The sequence below is a fragment of the Micromonospora sp. DT43 genome, from assembly GCF_049841645.1.
Taxonomy (GTDB): Bacteria; Actinomycetota; Actinomycetes; order Mycobacteriales; family Micromonosporaceae; genus Micromonospora.
On the sequence record NZ_JBNCKR010000001.1, the window covers coordinates 721,279 to 744,137 of the forward strand.

General features: G+C 67.9%; 30 protein-coding genes. All 30 read left to right on the forward strand.

What is annotated here, in order from left to right:
• Nucleotides 1-153: 153 nt before the first annotated feature.
• The 30 genes from ACLQ26_RS03335 to ACLQ26_RS03480 all read left to right on the forward strand — a co-directional run bounded on the left by ACLQ26_RS03335 (nucleotide 154) and on the right by ACLQ26_RS03480 (nucleotide 22,798).
• On the forward strand, nucleotides 154-4,041 hold the full coding sequence (locus ACLQ26_RS03335) for a DNA-directed RNA polymerase subunit beta' (RefSeq protein WP_425743038.1): 3,888 nt from the start codon (nucleotides 154-156) through the stop codon (nucleotides 4,039-4,041).
• A 92-nt stretch (nucleotides 4,042-4,133) separates the two neighbouring features.
• On the forward strand, nucleotides 4,134-4,502 hold the full coding sequence (locus tag ACLQ26_RS03340) for a hypothetical protein (RefSeq protein WP_425743039.1): 369 nt from the start codon (nucleotides 4,134-4,136) through the stop codon (nucleotides 4,500-4,502).
• A gap of 753 nt (nucleotides 4,503-5,255) precedes the next feature.
• A complete protein-coding gene (locus tag ACLQ26_RS03345; RefSeq protein ID WP_425743140.1) occupies nucleotides 5,256-5,636 on the forward strand; it encodes a hypothetical protein in 381 nt (126 codons plus the stop codon).
• Nucleotides 5,637-6,138: 502 nt separating this feature from the next.
• Complete coding sequence (gene rpsL / locus ACLQ26_RS03350; protein ID WP_007465318.1) at nucleotides 6,139-6,513, forward strand: 30S ribosomal protein S12; 375 nt, start codon at nucleotides 6,139-6,141, stop codon at nucleotides 6,511-6,513.
• A 1-nt stretch (nucleotide 6,514) separates the two neighbouring features.
• Complete coding sequence (gene rpsG, locus ACLQ26_RS03355; RefSeq protein WP_030489583.1) at nucleotides 6,515-6,985, forward strand: 30S ribosomal protein S7; 471 nt, start codon at nucleotides 6,515-6,517, stop codon at nucleotides 6,983-6,985.
• 77 nt (nucleotides 6,986-7,062) lie between these two features.
• Nucleotides 7,063-9,159, forward strand: coding sequence for an elongation factor G (fusA, locus tag ACLQ26_RS03360; RefSeq protein ID WP_425743041.1), 2,097 nt, complete (start codon nucleotides 7,063-7,065; stop codon nucleotides 9,157-9,159).
• A gap of 212 nt (nucleotides 9,160-9,371) precedes the next feature.
• The gene (gene tuf / locus ACLQ26_RS03365) at nucleotides 9,372-10,565 is read left to right on the forward strand and encodes an elongation factor Tu (protein WP_393300542.1); all 1,194 of its coding nucleotides are present in this window, start codon (nucleotides 9,372-9,374) and stop codon (nucleotides 10,563-10,565) included.
• A 350-nt stretch (nucleotides 10,566-10,915) separates the two neighbouring features.
• On the forward strand, nucleotides 10,916-11,224 hold the full coding sequence (gene rpsJ / locus ACLQ26_RS03370; RefSeq protein ID WP_007073037.1) for a 30S ribosomal protein S10: 309 nt from the start codon (nucleotides 10,916-10,918) through the stop codon (nucleotides 11,222-11,224).
• A gap of 11 nt (nucleotides 11,225-11,235) precedes the next feature.
• Complete coding sequence (gene rplC, locus ACLQ26_RS03375; protein WP_266246328.1) at nucleotides 11,236-11,901, forward strand: 50S ribosomal protein L3; 666 nt, start codon at nucleotides 11,236-11,238, stop codon at nucleotides 11,899-11,901.
• Complete coding sequence (gene rplD / locus ACLQ26_RS03380; RefSeq protein ID WP_007465305.1) at nucleotides 11,898-12,548, forward strand: 50S ribosomal protein L4; 651 nt, start codon at nucleotides 11,898-11,900, stop codon at nucleotides 12,546-12,548. The genes rplC and rplD overlap by 4 nt, the downstream gene beginning before the upstream one ends.
• Entirely contained in the window at nucleotides 12,545-12,847 is a 303-nt protein-coding gene (gene rplW, locus ACLQ26_RS03385; protein WP_088998352.1) for a 50S ribosomal protein L23, read from the forward strand. Before rplD ends, rplW begins: the two co-directional genes overlap by 4 nt.
• 12 nt (nucleotides 12,848-12,859) lie before the next feature.
• Nucleotides 12,860-13,699, forward strand: a complete 840-nt coding sequence (gene rplB, locus ACLQ26_RS03390) for a 50S ribosomal protein L2 (RefSeq protein WP_007465301.1) — start codon at nucleotides 12,860-12,862, stop codon at nucleotides 13,697-13,699.
• Nucleotides 13,700-13,711: 12 nt separating this feature from the next.
• Nucleotides 13,712-13,993, forward strand: coding sequence for a 30S ribosomal protein S19 (gene rpsS / locus ACLQ26_RS03395; RefSeq protein ID WP_007465299.1), 282 nt, complete (start codon nucleotides 13,712-13,714; stop codon nucleotides 13,991-13,993).
• 41 nt (nucleotides 13,994-14,034) lie between these two features.
• On the forward strand, nucleotides 14,035-14,493 hold the full coding sequence (rplV, locus tag ACLQ26_RS03400; protein WP_007465297.1) for a 50S ribosomal protein L22: 459 nt from the start codon (nucleotides 14,035-14,037) through the stop codon (nucleotides 14,491-14,493).
• A complete protein-coding gene (gene rpsC, locus ACLQ26_RS03405) occupies nucleotides 14,493-15,362 on the forward strand; it encodes a 30S ribosomal protein S3 (protein ID WP_007465294.1) in 870 nt (289 codons plus the stop codon). The genes rplV and rpsC overlap by 1 nt, the downstream gene beginning before the upstream one ends.
• A gap of 3 nt (nucleotides 15,363-15,365) precedes the next feature.
• Nucleotides 15,366-15,791, forward strand: coding sequence for a 50S ribosomal protein L16 (rplP, locus tag ACLQ26_RS03410; protein ID WP_053653940.1), 426 nt, complete (start codon nucleotides 15,366-15,368; stop codon nucleotides 15,789-15,791).
• On the forward strand, nucleotides 15,791-16,027 hold the full coding sequence (gene rpmC, locus ACLQ26_RS03415; protein WP_007465283.1) for a 50S ribosomal protein L29: 237 nt from the start codon (nucleotides 15,791-15,793) through the stop codon (nucleotides 16,025-16,027). Before rplP ends, rpmC begins: the two co-directional genes overlap by 1 nt.
• A complete protein-coding gene (gene rpsQ / locus ACLQ26_RS03420; protein ID WP_030489590.1) occupies nucleotides 16,024-16,302 on the forward strand; it encodes a 30S ribosomal protein S17 in 279 nt (92 codons plus the stop codon). Before rpmC ends, rpsQ begins: the two co-directional genes overlap by 4 nt.
• A 101-nt stretch (nucleotides 16,303-16,403) precedes the next feature.
• On the forward strand, nucleotides 16,404-16,772 hold the full coding sequence (rplN, locus tag ACLQ26_RS03425) for a 50S ribosomal protein L14 (RefSeq protein WP_007073026.1): 369 nt from the start codon (nucleotides 16,404-16,406) through the stop codon (nucleotides 16,770-16,772).
• Nucleotides 16,769-17,089, forward strand: coding sequence for a 50S ribosomal protein L24 (rplX, locus tag ACLQ26_RS03430; RefSeq protein ID WP_030489591.1), 321 nt, complete (start codon nucleotides 16,769-16,771; stop codon nucleotides 17,087-17,089). The genes rplN and rplX overlap by 4 nt, the downstream gene beginning before the upstream one ends.
• The gene (gene rplE, locus ACLQ26_RS03435; protein ID WP_124776994.1) at nucleotides 17,089-17,655 is read left to right on the forward strand and encodes a 50S ribosomal protein L5; all 567 of its coding nucleotides are present in this window, start codon (nucleotides 17,089-17,091) and stop codon (nucleotides 17,653-17,655) included. The genes rplX and rplE overlap by 1 nt, the downstream gene beginning before the upstream one ends.
• Nucleotide 17,656: 1 nt before the next feature.
• On the forward strand, nucleotides 17,657-17,842 hold the full coding sequence (locus ACLQ26_RS03440; RefSeq protein WP_007465272.1) for a type Z 30S ribosomal protein S14: 186 nt from the start codon (nucleotides 17,657-17,659) through the stop codon (nucleotides 17,840-17,842).
• A 116-nt stretch (nucleotides 17,843-17,958) separates the two neighbouring features.
• A complete protein-coding gene (gene rpsH / locus ACLQ26_RS03445; RefSeq protein ID WP_007465270.1) occupies nucleotides 17,959-18,366 on the forward strand; it encodes a 30S ribosomal protein S8 in 408 nt (135 codons plus the stop codon).
• 16 nt (nucleotides 18,367-18,382) lie between these two features.
• Entirely contained in the window at nucleotides 18,383-18,925 is a 543-nt protein-coding gene (rplF, locus tag ACLQ26_RS03450) for a 50S ribosomal protein L6 (RefSeq protein WP_007465267.1), read from the forward strand.
• Nucleotides 18,922-19,311, forward strand: a complete 390-nt coding sequence (gene rplR / locus ACLQ26_RS03455; protein WP_425743042.1) for a 50S ribosomal protein L18 — start codon at nucleotides 18,922-18,924, stop codon at nucleotides 19,309-19,311. Before rplF ends, rplR begins: the two co-directional genes overlap by 4 nt.
• Before the next feature lie 33 nt (nucleotides 19,312-19,344).
• Nucleotides 19,345-19,959: a 30S ribosomal protein S5 gene (gene rpsE, locus ACLQ26_RS03460; RefSeq protein ID WP_007465263.1), complete on the forward strand. Its 615-nt coding sequence runs from the start codon at nucleotides 19,345-19,347 to the stop codon at nucleotides 19,957-19,959.
• Entirely contained in the window at nucleotides 19,959-20,141 is a 183-nt protein-coding gene (gene rpmD, locus ACLQ26_RS03465) for a 50S ribosomal protein L30 (RefSeq protein WP_007465262.1), read from the forward strand. Before rpsE ends, rpmD begins: the two co-directional genes overlap by 1 nt.
• A complete protein-coding gene (gene rplO / locus ACLQ26_RS03470) occupies nucleotides 20,141-20,584 on the forward strand; it encodes a 50S ribosomal protein L15 (RefSeq protein ID WP_007465260.1) in 444 nt (147 codons plus the stop codon). The genes rpmD and rplO overlap by 1 nt, the downstream gene beginning before the upstream one ends.
• Before the next feature lie 231 nt (nucleotides 20,585-20,815).
• The gene (gene secY / locus ACLQ26_RS03475; RefSeq protein WP_363680453.1) at nucleotides 20,816-22,144 is read left to right on the forward strand and encodes a preprotein translocase subunit SecY; all 1,329 of its coding nucleotides are present in this window, start codon (nucleotides 20,816-20,818) and stop codon (nucleotides 22,142-22,144) included.
• The gene (locus ACLQ26_RS03480; protein WP_007465256.1) at nucleotides 22,145-22,798 is read left to right on the forward strand and encodes an adenylate kinase; all 654 of its coding nucleotides are present in this window, start codon (nucleotides 22,145-22,147) and stop codon (nucleotides 22,796-22,798) included. It abuts the gene before it with no gap.
• The last annotated feature ends 61 nt before the right edge of the window (nucleotides 22,799-22,859 follow it).

The window sequence follows — 22,859 nt, forward strand, 5'->3', positions numbered from 1 at the left end:
GGGGTTCCGGGCCGCGGGGGCGCGGGGCTGCGCCCTGCCCCGCCGCCCGCCGCGCGGGGTCGCCGCGGTGTGTGGTGCGGGGTGGGGGGCGGGCTCGCCGCCCCCCGACCCCACCCGAGAATTAGCAGTACAGACGACGACATAGGGGACAGAGTGCTCGACGTCAACTTCTTCGACGAGCTGCGCATTGGTCTCGCCACCGCCGACGACATCCGTCAGTGGTCGCACGGCGAGGTCAAGAAGCCTGAGACGATCAACTACCGCACCCTGAAGCCGGAGAAGGACGGACTCTTCTGCGAGAAGATCTTCGGTCCGCAGCGGGACTGGGAGTGCTACTGCGGTAAGTACAAGCGCGTCCGGTTCAAGGGCATCATCTGTGAGCGCTGCGGCGTCGAGGTGACTCGCTCCAAGGTCCGTCGTGAGCGGATGGGGCACATCGAGCTCGCCGCTCCGGTGACCCACATCTGGTACTTCAAGGGCGTTCCGAGCCGGCTGGGTTACCTGCTGGACCTCGCCCCGAAGGACCTCGAAAAGATCATCTACTTCGCCTCGTACGTCGTGACGAGCGTGGACGCCGAGTCGCGTCACCGTGACATCTCGACGATCGAGAACGAGATCCTGGCCGAGAAGCGGCAGTCCGAGAACAGCCGCGACTCGGAGATCGAGAAGCGGGCCGCCAAGCTCGAGGCCGACCTGGCCGAGCTGGAGGCCGAGGGTGCCAAGGCGGACGTCCGGCGCAAGGTCAAGGAGGGCGGAGAGCGCGAGATGCGCCAGATCCGCGACCGGGCCCAGCGCGAGATCGACCGCCTGGACGAGGTGCTTGACACCTTCCGCAAGCTGGAGCCGAAGCAGCTGGTCACCGACGAGCTGCTCTACCGCGAGCTGCGCGACCGGTTCGGTGAGTACTTCACCGGTTCCATGGGCGCCGAGGCGATCAAGGCGCTGGTCCAGAACATGGACCTCGACGCCGAGGCTGAGAGCCTGCGGGAGACCATCCGGTCCGGCAAGGGCCAGCGGAAGATCCGGGCGCTCAAGCGGCTCAAGGTCGTGGCGGCGTTCCTGAACACCCGCAACTCGCCGCTCGGCATGGTGCTGGACTGCGTCCCGGTCATCCCGCCGGACCTGCGCCCGATGGTGCAGCTCGACGGTGGCCGCTTCGCGACCTCGGACCTGAACGACCTGTACCGCCGCGTGATCAACCGGAACAACCGCCTCAAGCGGCTGATCGACCTCGGTGCTCCCGAGATCATCGTCAACAACGAGAAGCGGATGCTCCAGGAGGCCGTCGACGCGCTGTTCGACAACGGCCGCCGCGGCCGGCCGGTCACCGGTCCGGGTAACCGCCCGCTCAAGTCGCTGTCCGACATGCTCAAGGGCAAGCAGGGGCGATTCCGCCAGAACCTGCTGGGCAAGCGCGTCGACTACTCCGGCCGTTCGGTCATCGTGGTCGGCCCGAAGCTCAAGCTGCACCAGTGTGGTCTGCCCAAGCAGATGGCGCTGGAGCTGTTCAAGCCGTTCGTGATGAAGCGGCTGGTGGACCTCAACCACGCGCAGAACATCAAGTCCGCCAAGCGGATGGTCGAGCGTCAGCGCCCGGTCGTGTGGGACGTGCTGGAAGAGGTCATCGGCGAGCACCCGGTGCTGCTCAACCGCGCGCCGACCCTGCACCGTCTGGGCATCCAGGCCTTCGAGCCGCAGCTGGTCGAGGGCAAGGCCATCCAGATCCACCCGTTGGTCTGCACCGCGTTCAACGCCGACTTCGACGGTGACCAGATGGCGGTGCACGTGCCGCTGTCCGCCGAGGCCCAGGCCGAGGCACGGATCCTGATGCTGTCGTCGAACAACATCCTCAAGCCGGCCGACGGCAAGCCGGTCACCATGCCCACGCAGGACATGGTCATCGGCCTCTACCACCTCACCCACCTCACCCCCGGTGAGAAGGGCGAGGGCCGGGCGTTCAGCTCGGACGCCGAGGCGCGGATGGCGTTCGACAACGGCGAGCTGCACCTGCAGGCGCCGGTGAAGATCCGCTTGCGCAACGTGGTCGGTGTCGACAACGGCGCTGGCGCCGAGGCGTGGACCGCCCCGGAAGGCTGGGTCGAGGGTGACCCGCTGACCGTGGAGACCACCCTGGGCCGGGTGCTGTTCAACGAGACGCTGCCGCAGGGCTACCGCTTCGTGAACTACGAGATCCGCAAGGGTCAGCTCTCCGCGATCGTCAACGACCTCGCCGAGCGCTTCCCCAAGGTGGCGCTGGCCGCCACCCTGGACGGGCTCAAGGAGGCCGGTTTCCACTGGGCCACCTGGTCCGGCGTGACGATCGGCATGGAGGACGTCATCGCTCCGCCGCGCAAGGCGGAGATCCTGGCGAAGTACGAGAAGGAAGCCGACCGGATCGACAAGCAGTACCAGCGTGGTCTGATGACCGCCGAGGAGCGTCGCGGCGAACTCATCGAGATCTGGACCAAGGCGACCAACGAGGTCGCCAAGGAGATGGACACCGCGCTGCCGCAGGAGAACCCACTGTGGAAGATGATCAACTCGGGTGCCCGCGGTAACCTGCTCCAGCTCCGGCAGATCGCGGCGATCCGTGGTCTGGTGGCCAACCCGAAGGGCGAGATCATCCCGCGGCCGATCAAGGCCAGCTACCGGGAGGGTCTGTCCGTGCTGGAGTACTTCATCTCCACGCACGGTGCCCGTAAGGGTCTCGCCGACACCGCGCTGCGGACCGCCGACTCGGGTTACCTGACCCGTCGTCTGGTGGACGTCTCCCAGGACGTGATCATCCGCGAGGAGGACTGCGGCACCGACCGGGCGATCCCGATGCAGATCGGCGAGAAGCTGGACGGCAAGCTCGTCGTCCACACCCACGCCGAGACCAGCGTGCACGCCCGGACCCTGGCCGACGACATCAAGGGGCCGGACGGCACCGTGGTCGCCGAGCGTGGCCAGGACATCAACTCCATCGGTGTCGACAAGATCGTCGCCGCCGGGGTGGAGACGGTCCGGGTGCGCAGCGTGCTCACCTGCGAGTCGAAGCTGGGCGTCTGCGCTGCCTGCTACGGCCGCTCGCTGCCGACCGGCAAGTCGGTCGACATCGGTGAGGCCGTCGGCATCATCGCCGCCCAGTCCATCGGTGAGCCCGGTACGCAGCTGACGATGCGTACCTTCCACACCGGTGGTGTCGCGGGTGAGGACATCACCCAGGGTCTGCCGCGTGTCCAGGAAATCTTCGAGGCTCGGGTCCCGAAGGGTAAGGCGCCCATCGCCGACACCCCGGGTCGGATCCGGATCGAGGACGGCGAGCGCTCGCGGAAGATCATCGTGGTGCCGGACGACGGCAGCGAAGAGATCGTCTACGACAAGATCTCGAAGCGCGTCAAGCTCCGTACCCACGACGGCGGTCACGTCGCGGTCGGCGAGAAGCTCACCGAGGGCACCATCGACCCGCACGAGCTGCTGCGGATCATGGGTCCGCGGGCGGTCCAGGTCCACCTGACCAGTGAGGTCCAGGAGGTCTACCGCTCGCAGGGCGTGCTCATCCACGACAAGCACATCGAGATCATCATCCGCCAGATGCTCAAGCGGGTGACGGTCATCGACTCCGGCTCGACGGAGTTCCTGCCGGGTGTGCTCGTCGACCGGGCGCTGTTCGAGTCGGAGAACCGCCGACTCGTGTCGGAGGGTGGCGAGCCCGCCGCCGGCCGTCCGGTGCTGATGGGTATCACCAAGGCCTCGCTGGCCACCGACTCCTGGCTCTCCGCGGCCTCCTTCCAGGAGACCACCCGGGTGCTGACCGACGCTGCGATCAACTCGCGCAGCGACTCGCTGGTCGGCCTCAAGGAGAACGTGATCATCGGTAAGCTCATCCCGGCCGGTACGGGCATCAGCAAGTACCGCAACGTCCGGGTCGAGCCGACCGAGGAGGCCAAGGCCAAGGTCTACTCGATGACCGGCTACCCGGAGACCGACTACGGGTTCGGGCCGGCCAGCGGGCAGGCTGTTCCGCTGGACGACTTCGACTTCGGGTCGTACCGCTAAGCACCGACACCGACGAGGCCCCCGGCACCTGCCGGGGGCCTCGTCGTGTCCGGACCGACCCGGCGGTCGACCGGGTTGGGCATGATGGAGGCATGACGACCGCACCCGGACAGGTGTCCGTCGCGTCCCAGGGGCTGCGCCACCCGCTGGACCCGGACCCGGCCCGTGCCACGAAGGCGCGGGCGGTCTTCGCGCTGGGGCTGCTCGGCATGCTGACCGGACTGTTCATCGGCGGGGTGGTGCCGGCGACTGTCGCGTTGCAACTGGCCCGGCAGGCCCGCCGGGAGGCGTACGCCTCGGGGGGTTTCCTGACCGGCGGTGTCTGGTTGCGCAGGGGCGAACGGTTGGCCTGGACCGGCCTGGTGCTGGTTGCGGTCAGCGTGGTCGTCGCCGTGGTGATCGGCGTGGTCCGGCTGGCCGGTGTGCCGTTCGGCCACGACTACCCGGCGAACATGGACTGACAGTTCCATCGGCCACGCCCGGCGCGGACGGCGCCGCTTTCGGCGGTAGCCTGGCCGGTGTCCGCCGCTCGGCGGCGGCGGCCCTGTCGACAGGAGGACCTCGTGACGGAACCGGCGCGGCCCCCGGCGGACGAACCGGCCGGGAATCCTGGCGCGCCGGCCGCGGGCCCGGCCCCCTCCGCGTCGAACGACTGGGCACGACCCGATCCGGACGGGCAGCCGACTGCACCCGCCGAGACCTCCGATCCGGGTACGCCGCCGTCGGGTTGGGGTACGCCGCCGTCGGGTTGGGGGGCGCCGCCGCCCGGGTGGGGTCCGCCCGCGGCCGAGGGGGGCGGGGCCGTTCCGCCCGGACAGGGCCAACCCCATCCCGCGTCCGGTGCGCCGCTGCCGCAGGGTTGGGGCCAGCCGCCATCGGGGCCTGCCCCCGCCTGGGGTCACCCGGCGTCGGGACCGGCGGCTGCCCCTGGCTGGAGCCAGCCGCCATCGGGGCCCGCGAGTGCCCCCGGTTGGGGTCAGCCGCCGGCGGGCCCCGGGGTTCCGCACGGTTGGGGTCAGCCGCCGTCCGGGCCCGGTGCGCCGGCGGGCTGGGGGCAGCCTGCTTCGGGGCCGGCCGCGCCTGGGGGTTGGGGTCAGCCGGCGGGGCCTGGTGCGCCGGCGGGCTGGGGTCAGCCGGCGTCGCCCGGGTGGGGTGTGGCTGCCGCTCGGCCGGTGCCGCCGCCCACCGACGACAAGCGGCGACCGCCGAAGCGGGTGGAGGCGGTCCCGGGCACGCCGTTCGGCGTGGTGCACCTGGACGTGGCGCCGGTCACCTCCGGCCTGGCGACCGGGGCGCTGGTGGCGGGAATCGCGTCGATCCTGGTCTCGCTCCTGGTGATCTGCTTCGGGGTGGCGTTCGGGAACGACGGCGGCGTCTGGGCCTCCGGCGCCTTCACGGTGCTGGGGGTGCTGGCGGGAGTGGCGGCGATCGTCACCGGTCTGCTCGGTCGGCGGCAGATCGGCCGGCCGGCCGCGCCGTCGGCGGTCCGGTTCACCGGGCGCGGACTGGCGGTGGCGGGCATCAGTTGCGGTGCGGCGGGTGCGCTGCTCAGCCTGCTGGGTCTGGGTCTGGCGTTGCTGATCACCCTGACGTGACGCCGCGCACCGCTTCGGCGGTGCCGGGGCGCCGGATCCGCAGTGCCTCCCTGGGGGCGACGGGTGGTCCGGCGGGGAAGCCGGTACACTTGTGTCTGTAGGTGCCCATCGCGGGCGACGAGGCGGGACGAGATCCGGCCGGCGGGTGTGAGACGGTCGCCGACCCATTCCGTTTTGACCTGGACGGCTGTGGTAGGTACTCTTTCCCCTTGTGCCCGGGCGTGCCCGGGCAACTCGTGCGTGCGCTGGATCCGGAGTCCGGACGGCGGCACGACAAGCCAGAGATCCGGGGCGGGGCAATCCGCGCGCCGGTGACAGAAAACCCCGGTACGCCTGCGAAAGCGTCCGCACCGGGACCGTGAGCTGGGCGACACGCCCGACCGCGGGTGCCGGGACCTCCGCAAGGTGGCCCTGGTCGGAATGTAGGAGAGCCGGTCATCAGGCCGGCTAACGAGCAGACGGCGCGGCCGCGTACAGCGGCCGAAGGGAGCGGAGAAACCCGGTGCCCACCATTCAGCAGCTGGTCCGAAAGGGCCGTCAGGCCAAGACGACCAAGACCAAGACCCCGGCGCTCAAGGGGTCTCCCCAGCGGCGCGGCGTGTGCACCCGCGTGTACACCACCACCCCCAAGAAGCCGAACTCCGCGCTGCGCAAGGTCGCTCGTGTGAAGCTCAGCAGCCAGATCGAGGTGACCGCCTACATCCCGGGCGTCGGTCACAACCTGCAGGAGCACTCGATCGTGCTCGTTCGCGGCGGCCGGGTGAAGGACCTCCCCGGCGTGCGTTACAAGATCGTCCGCGGCTCGCTGGACACCCAGGGTGTCCGCAACCGCAAGCAGGCGCGCAGCCGTTACGGCGCGAAGAAGGAGAAGAGCTGACATGCCGCGTAAGGGACCCGCTCCGCGGCGGCCACTGGTCGCTGACCCGGTGTACAACTCGCCGCTGGTCACCCAGCTGGTGAACAAGATCCTGCTGCGCGGCAAGCGCCAGCTCGCCGAGACCATCGTGTACGCGGCCCTCGAGGGCTGCCGCGAGAAGTCCGGCACCGACCCGGTCGTCACCCTCAAGCGGGCGATGGACAACGTCAAGCCGACCCTCGAGGTGCGTAGCCGTCGTGTCGGTGGCGCCACCTACCAGGTTCCGGTCGAGGTCCGCCCCACCCGGGCGACCACCCTGGGCCTGCGTTGGCTGGTCACCTACTCCCGCGCCCGGCGTGAGAAGACCATGGTCGAGCGGCTGATGAACGAGCTGCTGGACGCGAGCAACGGCCTCGGTGCCGCCGTCAAGCGGCGCGAGGACACGCACAAGATGGCCGAGTCCAACAAGGCCTTCGCGCACTACCGCTGGTAACACCCTGGTTCCGGCGCCCCCACCGGGCGCCGGAACCGCCGCCAGTTGAGTCGAGACGACGATAAGTAGGGATTGAAGTGGCCGCCGCAGACGCGCTCGCCAACGTACGCAACATCGGCATCATGGCGCACATCGATGCCGGTAAGACCACGACCACCGAGCGAATCCTGTTCTACACCGGCATCACGTACAAGATCGGTGAGGTCCACGAGGGCGCTGCCGTCATGGACTGGATGGAGCAGGAGCAGGAGCGTGGTATCACCATCACCTCCGCTGCTACCAAGTGTGAGTGGAAGGGCCACACGATCCAGATCATCGACACGCCCGGTCACGTCGACTTCACGGTCGAGGTCGAGCGGTCGCTGCGTGTGCTGGATGGTGCGGTCGCGGTCTACGACGGTGTCGCCGGCGTGGAGCCCCAGACCGAGAACGTCTGGCGGCAGGCCGACAAGTACAACGTCCCGCGGATGTGCTTCGTCAACAAGCTCGACCGGACCGGCGCCGACTTCTTCCGCTGCGTGCAGATGATGATCGACCGGCTGAACGCCACCCCGCTGGTGCTCCAGATCCCGATCGGGCTCGAGGGCGACCACATCGGCGTCGTCGACCTGATCGGCATGCGCGCCCTCACCTGGCGCGGGGAGACCCAGAAGGGTGAGGACTACGCGATCGAGGAGATCCCGGCCGACCTGGTCGACTCCGCGACCGAGTGGCGCGAGAAGCTGATGGAGACCCTCGCCGACGTCGACGACTCGGTGATGGAGAAGTACCTGGAGGGCGAGGAGGTCTCCCCCGAGGAGATCAAGGCCGCCATCAGGCGTGCCACCATCGCCGGCAAGGCCAACCCGGTGCTGTGCGGCTCGGCGTTCAAGAACAAGGGCGTCCAGCCCATGCTCGACGCCGTGGTCGACTTCCTGCCGTCGCCGCTGGACGTTCCGGCGATCGAGGGTACGGCCCCCGACGGCGAGACTCCGCTGCTGCGGAAGCCGTCGAACTCGGAGCCCTTCTCCGGCCTGGCCTTCAAGATCCAGACGGACAAGCACCTCGGCAAGCTCACCTACGTGCGGGTCTACTCCGGCACGCTCGATTCCGGTTCCCAGGTGGTCAACTCCACCAAGGACCGCAAGGAGCGGATCGGCAAGATCTACCAGATGCACGCCAACAAGCGGGAAGAGCGTCCGTCGGCGCGGGCCGGCGACATCATCGCCGTCCAGGGTCTCAAGCAGACCACCACCGGTGACACGCTCTCCGACCCGGCGAACCCGGTCATCCTGGAGTCGATGACCTTCCCGGAGCCGGTCATCTCGGTGGCGATCGAGCCGAAGACCAAGTCCGACCAGGAGAAGCTGGGTACGGCCATCCAGCGCCTGGCCGAGGAGGACCCGACCTTCCGCGTCCAGTTGGACGAGGAGACCGGTCAGACGGTCATCTCCGGCATGGGTGAGCTGCACCTGGACATCCTGGTCGACCGGATGCGCCGCGAGTTCAACGTCGAGGCGAACGTCGGCAAGCCCCAGGTGGCGTACCGCGAGACCATCCGCCGCAAGGTGGACAAGGTCGAGTACACCCACAAGAAGCAGACCGGTGGTTCCGGCCAGTACGCCCGCGTCATCGTGAGCGTCGAGCCGCTGCCTCTGGACAACGACTCGCCGACCTACGAGTTCGCCAACGCCGTCAGTGGCGGCCGCATCCCCCGGGAGTTCATCCCGTCGGTGGATGCCGGTGCGCAGGACGCGCTGCAGTACGGCATCCTGGCGGGCTTCCCGCTGGTCGGCGTGAAGCTGACCCTGCTGGACGGCCAGTACCACGAGGTCGACTCGTCGGAAATGGCATTCAAGATCGCCGGCTCCATGGTGATGAAGGACGCGGCCCGCAAGGCCGATCCGGCGTTGCTCGAGCCGATGATGGCCGTTGAAGTCACCACTCCTGAGGAGAACATGGGTGACGTCATCGGTGACCTCAACTCCCGCCGCGGCATCATCCAGGCGATGGAGGAGCGCAGCGGCGCCCGCATCGTCAGGGCTCTGGTGCCGTTGTCGGAGATGTTCGGCTACGTCGGCGACCTGCGGTCGAAGACCCAGGGCCGGGCTAGCTACAGCATGCAGTTCGACTCCTACGCCGAGGTTCCGCAGAGCGTCGCGAAGGAGATCATCGCCAAGGCAACGGGCGAGTAACGCCCCGAGCAGGTGATTCGTGGTCGGTCGTGGGTGGTTTCACCCGCCCGCGGCCACCACGATCGGATCGCGTGAGACCGGGCCTGTAGGCTTCATCGCCGCAGAACCCACAAAGGCTCTCCGGCCGTTCGGCCGGAAAGGCTGTCGACAGAGTCCTAAGCGCCGACCGGCGCGCCGGGCGTACGAACCAAGAAGTCCACAGGAGGACACCAGTGGCGAAGGCTAAGTTCGAGCGGACTAAGCCGCACGTCAACATCGGCACCATTGGTCACATCGACCACGGTAAGACGACGCTGACGGCGGCCATCACCAAGGTCCTGCACGACCAGTACCCGGACCTGAACCCCTACACGCCGTTCGACGAGATCGACAAGGCGCCGGAGGAGAAGGCCCGCGGCATCACGATCTCGATCGCGCACGTCGAGTACCAGACCGAGTCGCGGCACTACGCGCACGTCGACTGCCCTGGGCACGCCGACTACATCAAGAACATGATCACCGGTGCCGCGCAGATGGACGGCGCGATCCTGGTGGTCGCGGCGACCGACGGCCCGATGCCGCAGACCCGTGAGCACGTGCTGCTCGCGCGTCAGGTTGGCGTGCCGTACATCGTCGTGGCGCTCAACAAGAGCGACATGGTCGACGACGAGGAGCTCCTGGAGCTCGTCGAGCTCGAGGTCCGTGAGCTGCTCTCCTCGCAGGAGTACCCGGGTGACGACCTGCCGGTCGTTCGGGTTTCGGCGCTGAAGGCCCTCGAGGGTGACCCCGAGTGGACCGGCAAGCTCCTGGACCTGATGAACGCGGTCGACACCTCGATCCCGCAGCCGGACCGCGAGGTTGACAAGCCGTTCCTGATGCCGGTTGAGGACGTCTTCACGATCACCGGTCGTGGCACCGTCGTCACCGGTCGTGTGGAGCGCGGCGTTCTCCTGCCGAACGAGGATGTTGAGCTCGTCGGTATCAAGGAGAAGAGCTTCAAGACCAAGGTCACCGCGATCGAGATGTTCCGGAAGACCCTGGACGACGCCCGCGCAGGCGAGAACGTCGGTCTGCTGCTGCGCGGCACCAAGCGCGACGAGGTCGAGCGCGGCATGGTCGTCGTGAAGCCGGGCTCGAACACCCCGCACACGGAGTTCGAGGCGACGGTCTACATCCTCTCCAAGGAGGAGGGCGGCCGGCACACCCCGTTCTTCCAGAACTACCGCCCGCAGTTCTACTTCCGGACCACGGACGTCACCGGTGTCGTCACCCTCCCCGAGGGCACCGAGATGGTCATGCCGGGCGACAACACCACCATGTCGGTGAAGCTGATCCAGCCCATCGCCATGGAGGAGAACCTCAAGTTCGCGATCCGCGAGGGTGGCCGCACCGTCGGCGCCGGGTTCGTCACCAAGATCATCAAGTGAGCTAGGTAACCCCGATTAGACCCGCCGCCGGTCGTGCGGCATACTAGTCAGGTTGCGTAACGACAGTTCGTCGCCTGTGTTCGGCTTTCGCTGAACCTCCGGGTGGCGAGACAGTCGAGCGTAGGGTGGTTGGCGGCCCAGTCGCCAACCACCCTCGCACGGCGTTCAGGTCGCGGTAACGCGATCGGCGCCTTGACCCACCGCGCGGTCAGCACCACTCCGGAACCACGGGGCGGAGCCCGGCCCGAGGGCGCGACACGCCCGACCGCGGGGGTCGGCGAAGTGGGCCTGTGCCAGCCGGTACAGGCGCCCGCAACACAGCGGCATCGAGAGAAGGAACAGAAGCCACCATGGCGGGACAGAAGATCCGCATCCGGCTCAAGGCCTATGACCACGAGGTCGTCGACTCCTCGGCTCGGAAGATCGTCGAGACGGTGACGCGCACCGGGGCGCAGGTCGCGGGCCCGGTGCCGCTGCCCACGGAGATCAACCGTTTCTGCGTTATCCGCTCGCCGCACAAGTACAAGGACTCGCGCGAGCACTTCGAGATGCGCACGCACAAGCGGCTGATCGACATCATCGACCCGACCCCGAAGACGGTCGACTCGCTCATGCGCCTCGACCTGCCGGCTGGCGTCGACATCGAGATCAAGCTGTAGGGACCGGACAAATGGACAGGCAAGTCAAGGGGATCCTGGGCGCCAAGCTCGGCATGACCCAGGTCTGGGACAACAACCGCGTTGTTCCCGTGACCGTGGTCGAGGCCGGCCCGTGCGTCATCAGCCAGGTTCGTAGCGCCGAGAAGGACGGTTACTCCGCGGTCCAGCTCGCGTACGGCACGATCGACCCGCGCAAGGTCAAGAAGCCGGTCAGCGGGCACTACGCGAAGGCGGACGTGGCGCCGCGCCGGCACATCGTCGAGCTGCGCACCACGGACGCTGGGGAATACTCGCTCGGCCAGGAGGTCACGGTCGAGGAGTTCCCGGCCGGCCTCACGATCGACGTCACCGGCAAGACCAAGGGCAAGGGCTACGCCGGCCCGATGAAGCGGCACGGCTTCCACGGTCTGCGCGCCAGCCACGGTGTCGAGCGCAAGCACCGCTCGCCCGGTTCCATCGGCGCCTGCGCCACCCCGGGTCGTGTCTTCAAGGGCACCCGGATGGCCGGCCGCATGGGTGGCGTGCGCTACACCGTGCAGAACCTCACCGTCCAGGCGGTCGACACCGAGAACAACCTGCTGCTCGTCCGGGGTGCCATTCCTGGCCCCAAGGGCGCGTTGGTTCTGGTCCGTACCGCGGCCAAGAGCAAGGTGAAGAAGGGCGGTGCGGCCAAGTGACCACCGTTGACGTACGCACCGTCGAAGGCACCACCAGCAGCTCGGTCGAGCTGCCGGCGGACATCTTCGACGTGCAGGCCAACGTCGCGCTGATGCACCAGGTCGTGGTGGCCCAGCTCGCGGCGGCCCGACAGGGCACGCACAAGGCCAAGACCCGCGGCGAGGTCGCCGGTGGCGGCAAGAAGCCGTACAAGCAGAAGGGCACCGGTCGCGCCCGGCAGGGCTCGATCCGCGCGCCGCAGTTCGCCGGCGGTGGCGTGGTGCACGGTCCCGTGCCGCGCGACTACAGCCAGCGGACCCCGAAGAAGATGAAGGCCGCCGCGCTCCGCGGTGCCCTCTCGGACCGGGCACGCGCCGGGCAGGTGCACGTCGTCGAGGCATTCGTCTCGGGCGAGAAGCCGTCGACCAAGGCCGCGCTGGCCACGCTGACCAAGCTCACCGAGGCCCGTCGGGTTCTCGTCGTGCTGAGCAGCACCGACGAGCTGAACTGGGTGTCGCTGCGCAACGAGCCGCGCGTGCACCTGATCGAGTCCGGCCAGCTGAACACGTACGACGTGCTGGTGGCCGACGACGTGGTCTTCACCAAGGACGCCCTGGACGAGTTCCTGGGCGTGCCCGCCGAGACCACCGAGGAGGGTGGCAAGTGAGCACGATCGCCGACCCGCGCGACATCATCGTGGCGCCGGTCGTCTCGGAGAAGAGCTACAGCGAGCTGAACCGGAACTGGTACACCTTCCTGGTGCACCCGGACGCGAACAAGACCGAGATCAAGATCGCTATCCAGCAGATCTTCGACGTCCGCGTCCTGACGGTCAACACGCTCAACCGCCAGGGTAAGCGCAAGCGCACCAAGACCGGCTTCGGTCAGCGCAAGGCGACCAAGCGGGCGATCGTGAAGCTGGCTGACGGTGACCGTATCGAGGCCTTCGGCGGCCCGGTCAGCTGAGGGGTGTAGACAATGGCTATCCGTAAGTACAAGCCGACGACGCCGGGCCGACGTGGCTCCAGCGTCGCCGACTTCGCCGAGATCACCCGGTCCACGCCGGAGAAGTCGCTGCTGGCTCCGTTGCCGAAGAAGGGCGGGCGTAACGCCCACGGCCGGATCACCACGCGGCACCACGGTGGCGGTCACAAGCGCCAGTACCGTCTGATCGACTTCAAGCGGGTCGACAAGGACGGCGTGCCGGCGAAGGTCGCTCACATCGAGTACGACCCGAACCGCACGGCGCGTATCGCGCTGCTGCACTACGCCGACGGCGAGAAGCGGTACATCATCGCGCCGAAGGACATGAAGCAGGGCGACCGCGTCGAGTCCGGTCCGGGCGCCGACATCAAGCCGGGTAACAACCTGCCGCTGCGCAACATCCCGGTCGGTACCACGATCCACAACGTGGAGCTGCGTCCGGGCGGCGGGGCCAAGCTGGCCCGTTCCGCAGGCGTCGGCATCCAGCTGCTCGGCCGCGAGGGCGCGTACGCGACCCTGCGTATGCCGTCCGGCGAGATCCGGCGGGTGGACGTGCGCTGCCGCGCGAGCGTCGGCGAGATCGGCAACGCCGACCAGTCGAACATCAACTGGGGTAAGGCCGGCCGTATGCGGTGGAAGGGCAAGCGCCCGACCGTCCGTGGTGTCGCCATGAACCCGGTCGACCACCCGCACGGTGGTGGTGAGGGTAAGACCTCCGGTGGTCGCCACCCGGTCAACCCGCAGGGTAAGCCCGAGGGCCGCACCCGCCGTAAGGGCCAGCCGAGCGACAAGCTGATCGTCCGCCGCCGCTACGCCACGCGTAAGCGCGGCTGAGGGAGATAAGACATGCCTCGCAGCCTCAAGAAGGGCCCGTTCGTAGACGACCACCTGCTCAAGAAGGTGGAAGTACAGAACGACAAGGGCTCGAAGAACGTGATCAAGACCTGGTCGCGGCGCTCGACGATCATCCCGGAGATGCTCGGGCACACGATCGCCGTGCATGACGGACGCAAGCACGTCCCGGTGTTCGTGACCGAGGCGATGGTCGGGCACAAGCTCGGCGAGTTCGCGCTGACCCGCACGTTCAAGGGTCACGAGAAGGACGACCGGAAGAGCCGTCGGCGCTGACGCCGCGGGCATACGGATAGAGGGAACAAGGGGTTACAGCGATGCCAGGAAAGGGCGACGCTCCGGTGCTTCCGGGCGCGCGGGCGGTTGCGCGGCACGTGCGCATCTCGCCGATGAAGGCGCGCCGGGTGGTCAACCTCGTCCGCGGCCTGCCCGCGAAGGAGGCTCTCACGGTGCTGCAGTTCGCGCCGCAGGCTGCGAGTGAGCAGGTGTACAAGGTGCTCGCTAGCGCGATCGCGAACGCGGAGAACAACGAGCGGCTGGACCCTGACGCGCTGCTCGTCAGCGAGGCGTTCGTGGACGAGGGCCCGACGATGAAGCGGTTCCAGCCGCGGGCGCAGGGCCGGGCGTACCGGATCCGCAAGCGCACCTGCCACATCACCGTGGCAGTCGAGGCGGTCGCGCCGGCAGCGCCGAGGAAGGCCGCGGCGAAGAAGGCCGCCCCGGCCACGGAGGCCGCACCGGCCGAAGCGCAGAGCAAGACGGAGGACGCCGAGTAATGGGTCAGAAGGTTCACCCCACTGGGTTCCGGCTCGGCATCTCGACCGACTGGAAGTCCCGCTGGTTCGCAGACAAGCTCTACAAGGACTACATCGGCGAGGATGTCAAGATCCGCCGCATGATGTCCAAGGGCCTCGAGCGTGCCGGGATCTCCAAGGTCGACATCGAGCGCACCCGCGACCGCGTCCGCGTCGACATCCACACCGCCCGGCCGGGCATCGTCATCGGCCGTAAGGGTGCGGAGGCCGACCGGATCCGCGGCGAGCTCGAGAAGCTCACCGGCAAGCAGGTCCAGCTGAACATCATCGAGGTGAAGAACCCCGAGTCGGACGCTCAGCTCGTCGCGCAGGGCGTGGCCGAGCAGCTGTCCAGCCGGGTCAGCTTCCGTCGGGCGATGCGCAAGGCCATGCAGTCGGCCATGAAGAACCCGGTCTGCAAGGGCATCCGGGTTCAGGTCTCGGGTCGCCTCGGCGGCGCCGAGATGAGCCGGACCGAGTTCTACCGCGAGGGCCGGGTTCCGCTGCACACGCTGCGGGCCAACATCGAGTACGGCTTCTTCGAGGCCCGTACGACCTTCGGCCGGATCGGCGTGAAGGTCTGGATCTACAAGGGTGACGCGGTTCCGGGCCGGGAGGCTCCGGCCGAGGCCGGTCCGTCGCGCCCGCGTCGTGGTGAGCGCGGCGACCGTCCCGAGCGTCCGCGCCGTGGCCGGTCCGGTTCGTCCGGCACGACCGCTGGTGGCACCGAGGCCGGTCGGGCTGCTGCGACCACCATCGCGCAGCAGGCCGAGACGCCGAGTGGCGAGCCGGTCGACAGCGCTGCTGTCGCGGCCGCGGCTGCTCCGGCAGAAACGCAGCAGGAGGGCTGACAGATGCTGATGCCGCGCAAGCCCCCGAAGGGCTTCCGCAAGCCGCACCACCCGGACCGCAGTGGCGCGTCCAAGGGTGGTAACCGGGTGGTGTTCGGCGAGTTCGGGATCCAGGCTCTCGAGCCGGCGTACGTGACGAACCGGCAGATCGAGTCGGCACGTATCGCGATGACTCGCCACATCAAGCGTGGTGGCAAGGTCTGGATCACGATCTTCCCGGACCAGGCCCTCACCAAGAAGCCTGCCGAGACCCGGATGGGTTCCGGTAAGGGTTCGCCCGAGTGGTGGGTCGCCAACGTCAAGCCGGGGCGGGTTCTCTTCGAGATGTCCTTCCCCAACGAGCAGACCGCGCGAGAGGCTATGCGTCGCGCGATTCACAAGCTCCCGATGAAGTGCCGCATTGTTACGCGCGAAGTGGGTGAATCCTGATGGCAGCGGGCGTTAAGGCGACCGAGCTGCGTGAGCTCTCCGAAGAGGAGCTGGTCACGAAGCTGCGGGAGGCCAAGGCGGAGCTGTTCAACCTCCGCGTGCAGGCCGCAACCGGGCAGCTGGACAACAACCGGCGGTTGCAGGTCATCCGTCGGGAGATCGCCCGGATCTACACGATCATGCGTGAGCGCGAGCTGGGGCTCTCGGCCGCGCCGACTGAGGTGACTGCATCATGACCGAAGAGACCGCCACCGCCGCCGCGCGGTCGCGCCGCAAGGTCCGCGAGGGCCTGGTGATCAGCGACAAGATGGACAAGACCGTCGTCGTCGAGGTCGAGGACCGGGTTCGGCACGCGCTGTACGGCAAGATCATGCGCCGTACGGCCAAGCTGAAGGTGCACGACGAGCAGAACGCCGCTGGCACCGGTGACCGGGTTCTCATCATGGAGACCCGGCCGCTGAGCGCCACCAAGCGTTGGCGGATCGTGGAGATCCTGGAAAAGGCCAAGTAGCGAAGGCTCGAGCTCGCCCGGCGATGCGTCGGGCGTAGGTTCCGCCAGGCTCCGGCCGGCCGCGACGGCGGCCGGAGAACCGGCAGACATAGGAGATAGACGTGATTCAGCAGGAGTCGCGACTGCGCGTCGCCGACAACACGGGTGCTCGGGAGATCCTGTGCATCCGGGTTCTCGGTGGCTCCGGTCGGCGCTACGCGAGCATCGGCGACGTCATCGTGGCCACGGTCAAGGACGCGATCCCGGGTGCCGGTGTGAAGAAGGGCGACGTCGTCAAGGCAGTCGTCGTTCGCACGGCCAAGGAGAAGCGCCGGCCGGACGGCTCGTACATCCGCTTCGACGAGAACGCCGCCGTCATCATCAAGGACGGCGGGGACCCGCGTGGAACCCGCATCTTCGGCCCGGTGGGTCGGGAGCTGCGGGACAAGCGGTTCATGAAGATCATTTCCCTCGCGCCGGAGGTGTTGTGACCGTGAAGGTCAAGAAGGGCGACACGGTCGTCATCATCGCCGGCAAGGACAAGGGTGCCAAGGGCAAGGTCATCGCGGCCTACCCGCGGCAGGACAAGGTCCTGGTCGAGGGCGTGAACCGGGTCAAGAAGCACACCCGCATCAGCACCACCCAGCGTGGCGCCAAGACCGGCGGCATCGTCACTCAGGAGGCCCCGATCCACGTCTCGAACGTGCAGGTCCTGGACTCCGACGGCAAGCCGACCCGCGTCGGTTACCGCTTCGACGACAACGGCCAGAAGGTCCGCATCGCGCGTAGCACCGGTAAGGACCTGTGATGACCACGGCTACCGAAAAGACCCTGCCGCGCCTCAAGGAGCGGTACCGCAACGAGATCGTGGCCCAGCTGCGTGAGCAGAACAGCTACGGCAACCCCATGCAGGTGCCGCGGCTGGTCAAGATCGTCGTCAACATGGGTGTCGGCGAGGCTGCTCGCGACGCCAAGCTGATCGACGGCGCGGTCCGCGACCTCGCCACGATCACCGGCCAGAAGCCGCAGGTGCGGCGGGCGACCAAGTCCATCGCGCAGTTCAAGCTCCGCGAGGGCATGCCGATCGGCGCGAAGGTGACCCTCCGCGGCGACCGGATGTGGGAGTTCCTGGACCGGCTGCTGTCCATCGCGCTGCCGCGTATCCGCGACTTCCGCGGTCTGGACGGGCGCAAGCTGGACGGGCACGGCAACTACACGTTCGGTCTGACCGAGCAGTCCGTGTTCCACGAGATCGACCAGGACCGGATCGATCGCCAGCGGGGCATGGACATCACGGTGGTCACCACCGCCACGACCGACGACGAGGGCCGGGCGCTGCTCAAGCTCCTGGGCTTCCCGTTCAAGGAGAACTGAGATGGCCAAGAAGGCGCTGATCATCAAGGCGGCCGCGAAGCCGAAGTTCTCGGTTCGCGCGTACACCCGCTGCCAGCGGTGCGGGCGTCCGAAGGCGGTCTACCGCAAGTTCGGGCTCTGCCGGGTCTGCATCCGGGAGATGGCCCACCGCGGTGAGCTGCCGGGTGTGTCCAAGGCTTCCTGGTAAGGGCGACCGCGTCCCGGCTGTCAGCCGGGAACTCCTGCACCGATTAGGTATTGCTCTTCGCCGTAGGCCCGGGGCTGATGCCCCGGGAACCCCGGCGAGAAAGGCTGACGAAATCCATGACGATGACCGACCCGATCGCAGACATGCTCACGCGTCTGCGTAACGCCAACCAGGCGTACCACGATCAGGTGAAGATGCCCTACTCCAAGATCAAGGCGAACATCGCCGAGGTCCTGAAGGCCGAGGGTTACATCGCCACCTGGTCGGTCGAGGAGCCCGAGGAGGGTGCCGTCGGCAAGCGACTGGTCGTCGAGCTGAAGTACGGCCAGAACCGCGAGCGGAGCCTGGCCGGCATCAAGCGCGTGTCCAAGCCCGGTCTCCGGGTGTACGCCAAGTCGGACGGGCTCCCGCGGGTGCTCGGTGGGCTGGGCGTGGCGATCATTTCGACGTCCCAGGGGCTGCTGACCGACCGGCAGGCCCGCAAGCGGAGTGTTGGCGGGGAAGTCCTCGCCTTCGTCTGGTAACGGGAGACTGGTAGAAATGTCGCGAATTGGACGTAAGTCGATCCCGGTACCAGCCGGCGTCGACATCACGATCGACGGGCAGACCGTCAAGGTCAAGGGCCCGAAGGGCGAGCTGCAGCACACGATCGCCGACCCGATCACGGTCGAGCGCGCGGAGGACGGGCAGCTGAACGTCAACCGCCCGAACGACGAGCGCAAGGCCAAGGAGCTGCACGGCCTGAGCCGTACCCTGGTCGCCAACATGATCGTCGGCGTGACCGAGGGCTACCGCAAGAGCCTGGAGATCGCCGGCACCGGTTACCGGGTCACCGCCAAGGGTTCGGACCTCGAGTTCGCGCTCGGGTTCTCGCACCCGGTGGTCGTTCCCGCGCCGGCGGGCATCACCTTCACGGTGGAGCGGCCGACCCTGTTCCACGTGGCCGGCATCGACAAGCAGCAGGTCGGTGAGGTCGCCGCCAACATCCGGAAGATCCGTCCGCCGGAGCCCTACAAGGGCAAGGGCGTGAAGTACCAGGGCGAGGTCATCCGCCGCAAGGCTGGAAAGGCAGGTAAGAAGTGAGCGCCACGCTGCTCAAGCGCCGCCGCGGCGTCGCCGCCAAGCGCGCCGTTGGGCGTGCGCGTCGGCACTTCCGCGTCCGCAAGAACGTCACCGGTACGGCCGAGCGTCCGCGCCTGGTCGTCACCCGTTCGCTGCGGCACATGGTTGCCCAGATCGTCGACGACACCAAGGGTCACACCCTGGCGTCGGCGTCGACCCTGGACTCCTCGCTGCGCGGTACGGAGGGCGACAAGAGCGCCCTCGCCGGCAAGGTGGGCGCCCTGCTCGCCGAGCGGGCCAAGGCCGCCGGCGTCTCCAAGGTCGTCTTCGACCGCGGCGGCAACCGGTACGCGGGGCGAGTCGCCGCGCTTGCCGACGCCGCCCGCGAAGCCGGGCTCGAGTTCTAACAACCCCGTCACGAGAGATAAGGAAGGCTGCTGATGCCAGGTCAACAGCGCCGTGGCGGCGGGTCCGGTGGCAACGAGGGTGGTCGCCGCGACAACCGCCGTGAGGGCGGCCGCGGAAACGCGCCCGTCGAAAAGACCCCGCACCTTGAGCGGGTCGTCGCGATCAACCGCGTCGCCAAGGTCGTGAAGGGTGGTCGTCGCTTCAGCTTCACCGCCCTGGTGATCGTGGGCGACGGCGACGGCACGGTCGGCGTGGGCTACGGAAAGGCCAAGGAGGTGCCCGCGGCCATCGCCAAGGGTGTCGAGGAGGCCAAGAAGCACTTCTTCAAGGTTCCGCGGATCGGTCAGTCGATCCCGCACCCGGTGACGGGTGAGGACGCCGCTGGCGTCGTGCTGCTCAAGCCGGCCTCGGCCGGTACGGGTGTCATCGCCGGTGGTCCGGTGCGCGCCGTGCTGGAGTGCGCCGGGATCCACGACGTGCTCTCCAAGAGCCTCGGCTCGTCGAACCCGATCAACATCGTGCACGCCACCGTGGCGGCCCTGAAGGGGCTTGAGTCCCCCGAGCAGGTCGCGGCGCGTCGTGGCCTGCCGGTGGAGGACGTCGCGCCGGCCGCCATGCTGGCGTCGCGTGCGGGGGTGGCGCGCTGATGGCACGCCTGAAGGTCACCCAGCTCCGGTCCGGTATCGGGACCAAGCACAACCAGCGTGAGTCGCTGCGTTCGCTCGGTCTCAAGCGGATCAACGACGTGGTGGTCAAGGAGGACCGGCCCGAGATCCGCGGCATGATCTTCACTGTGAGCCACCTCGTGAAGGTCGAGGAGGTCGAGTAATGACGATCAAGGTGCATCACCTGCGCCCGGCGCCCGGTTCCAAGACCGCGAAGACCCGTGTGGGTCGTGGTGAGGGTTCCAAGGGCAAGACCGCTGGTCGCGGTACGAAGGGCTCCAAGGCCCGCAAGAACATCTCGGCGGCGTTCGAGGGTGGGCAGATGCCCATCCACATGCGCCTGCCGAAGATGAAGGGCTTCAAGAACAAGTTCAAGGTGGTCTTCCAGGTGGTCAACCTGGACCGGCTCGCCGAGCTGTTCCCGAACGGTGGCCAGGTTGGCCCGCTCGAGCTGGTCGAGGCCGGAGCGGTCCGCAAGGGCCAGCCGGTCAAGGTCCTCGGCACCGGGGACCTTGGCGGGGTGGCGCTCCAGGTGTCGGCGCACGCGTTCAGCGCGTCGGCCAAGGAGAAGATCGCCGCCGCCGGTGGCTCCGCCACCGAGCTGTAAGGCGTACGACCTCGGCGCCCGTCGGTTGTGAGCAACTGGCGGGCGCCTAGGTCTGCCTGGGCCGTGTGCGCCCGGTAATATCGGATTCGGTTTATGTAGCCGGGCACACCTGCCCGGAGCGGGACAGGGCTGTTAGAGTCCCATCCCAGCCATGGATTGCGGGCACTCGCCCGTGATCCACCCCCACCCGCCAGGGTTCACCGGCGGCCCGCCTCGCGCAGGAGGAAGAAGTTGCTGTCCGCCTTTCTCAGTGCGTTCCGTACGCCTGACCTGCGCAAGAAGCTGCTGTTCACAGTAGGCATCATCGCGGTCTACCGGCTGGGTGCCACGCTCCCCAGCCCGGGCGTCTCGTACGGCAACGTGCAGAAGTGCCTCGACTCCATCTCGGGTGACACGACGGGCCCGCTGAATCTGCTCAACCTCTTCTCCGGCGGGGCGCTGCTACAGCTCTCGGTCTTCGCGCTGGGCATCATGCCCTACATCACCGCGTCGATCATCCTGCAGCTGCTGACCGTCGTGATTCCGCGCCTGGAGCAGCTCCGCAAGGAGGGCCAGGCCGGTCAGGCGAAGATCACGCAGTACACCCGCTACCTGACCCTCGGTCTCGGCGTGCTGCAGGCCTCGGCGTTCGTGGCGCTGGCCCGCTCGGGTCAGCTGTTCCAGAACCGCTGCGACCAGTTCCCGATCATCCCCGAGAACACCGGCATCCCGGACTGGCTGACCCTGGCCGTCCTGGTGATCACCATGACCGCCGGCACCGGCATGGTCATGTGGCTCGGTGAGCTGATCACCGACCGGGGCGTCGGCAACGGCATGTCCGTGCTGATCTTCACCTCGATCGCGGCGCGGCTGCCCGGCGAGGGCTGGCAGATCAAGACCCAACAGGGCTGGGGCAAGTTCGCCCTCGTCATCGCGCTGGTTCTGGTGGTCATCACCGCGGTCACGTTCATCGAGCAGGCGCAGCGCCGGATCCCGGTGCAGTACGCCAAGCGGATGATCGGCCGGCGGATGTACGGCGGCACCTCGACCTACATCCCGCTGAAGGTCAACCAGGCGGGTGTCATCCCGGTCATCTTCGGCTCGTCGCTGCTCTACCTCCCGCAGTTGGCCCTGCAGTTCTTCGACCAGAACGATCCGGGCAAGGTCCAGGCGTGGATCCAGAACAACCTGGTCGCACCGAACAGCCCGATCTACATCTCGGTCTACTTCCTGCTGATCATCTTCTTCACGTACTTCTACGTCTCGATCACGTTCAACCCGACCGAGGTCGCGGACAACATGAAGAAGTACGGCGGGTTCGTGCCGGGTATCCGGCCGGGCAAGCCGACGGCCGACTACCTGGACTTCATCCTCAGCCGGATCACCCTGCCGGGCGCGCTCTACCTCGGCATCATCTCGATCCTGCCGAACTTCTTCTTCATCTGGCTAGACAGCCAGCAGTACCAGAACTTCCCGTTCGGTGGCACCGCTGTGCTCATCATGGTCGGCGTCGGTCTGGAGACCGTGAAGCAGATCGAGAGCCAACTCATGCAGCGGAACTACGAAGGGTTCCTGCGGTAGATGAGACTAGTTCTGGTTGGCCCGCCGGGTGCGGGTAAGGGCACGCAGGCAGAGTTCGTTGCCGCGCACCTGTCGGTACCCAAGATCTCGACCGGAGACATCTTCCGCTCGAACGTCACCCAGGGCACGCCGCTCGGCGTCGAGGCGAAGCGGTACATGGACGCAGGCGAGCTGGTTCCGGACGAGGTCACCATCAACATGGTCCGGGACCGGCTGGCCGAGCCCGACGCCAGCGAGGGCTTCCTGCTCGACGGCTTCCCGCGGACCACTCCGCAGGCCGCCGCTCTGGACAAGCTCCTCGCCGATCTGGGCACCGCCCTGGATCTGGTCCTGGAGCTGGTGGTCGACGACGACGAGGTGATCCGGCGGCTCTCCGGCCGGCGTACCTGCCGGGGTTGCGGCAAGATCTGGCACGTCGAGTTCGACGCCACCACCCGGCCGGGCATCTGTGACAGGTGTGGCGCCGAGCTGTTCCAGCGCGACGACGACAAGCCGGAGACCATCGCCACCCGCCTGCGGGAGTACAGCGAGAAGACCGCGCCCCTGGTCGACTACTACGGCGCCCAGGGCAAGCTGGTCGGGATCGACGCCACCGGCCCGGTGGAGGACGTCACCACAAGGGCCATCGACGCTCTGCGGTCGTACGGCGGCTGAGGTCCTCGCCGCACCGCGGCGGATAGAGTGCGAAGAGCGGGGTACGCGCGACGTGCCCCGC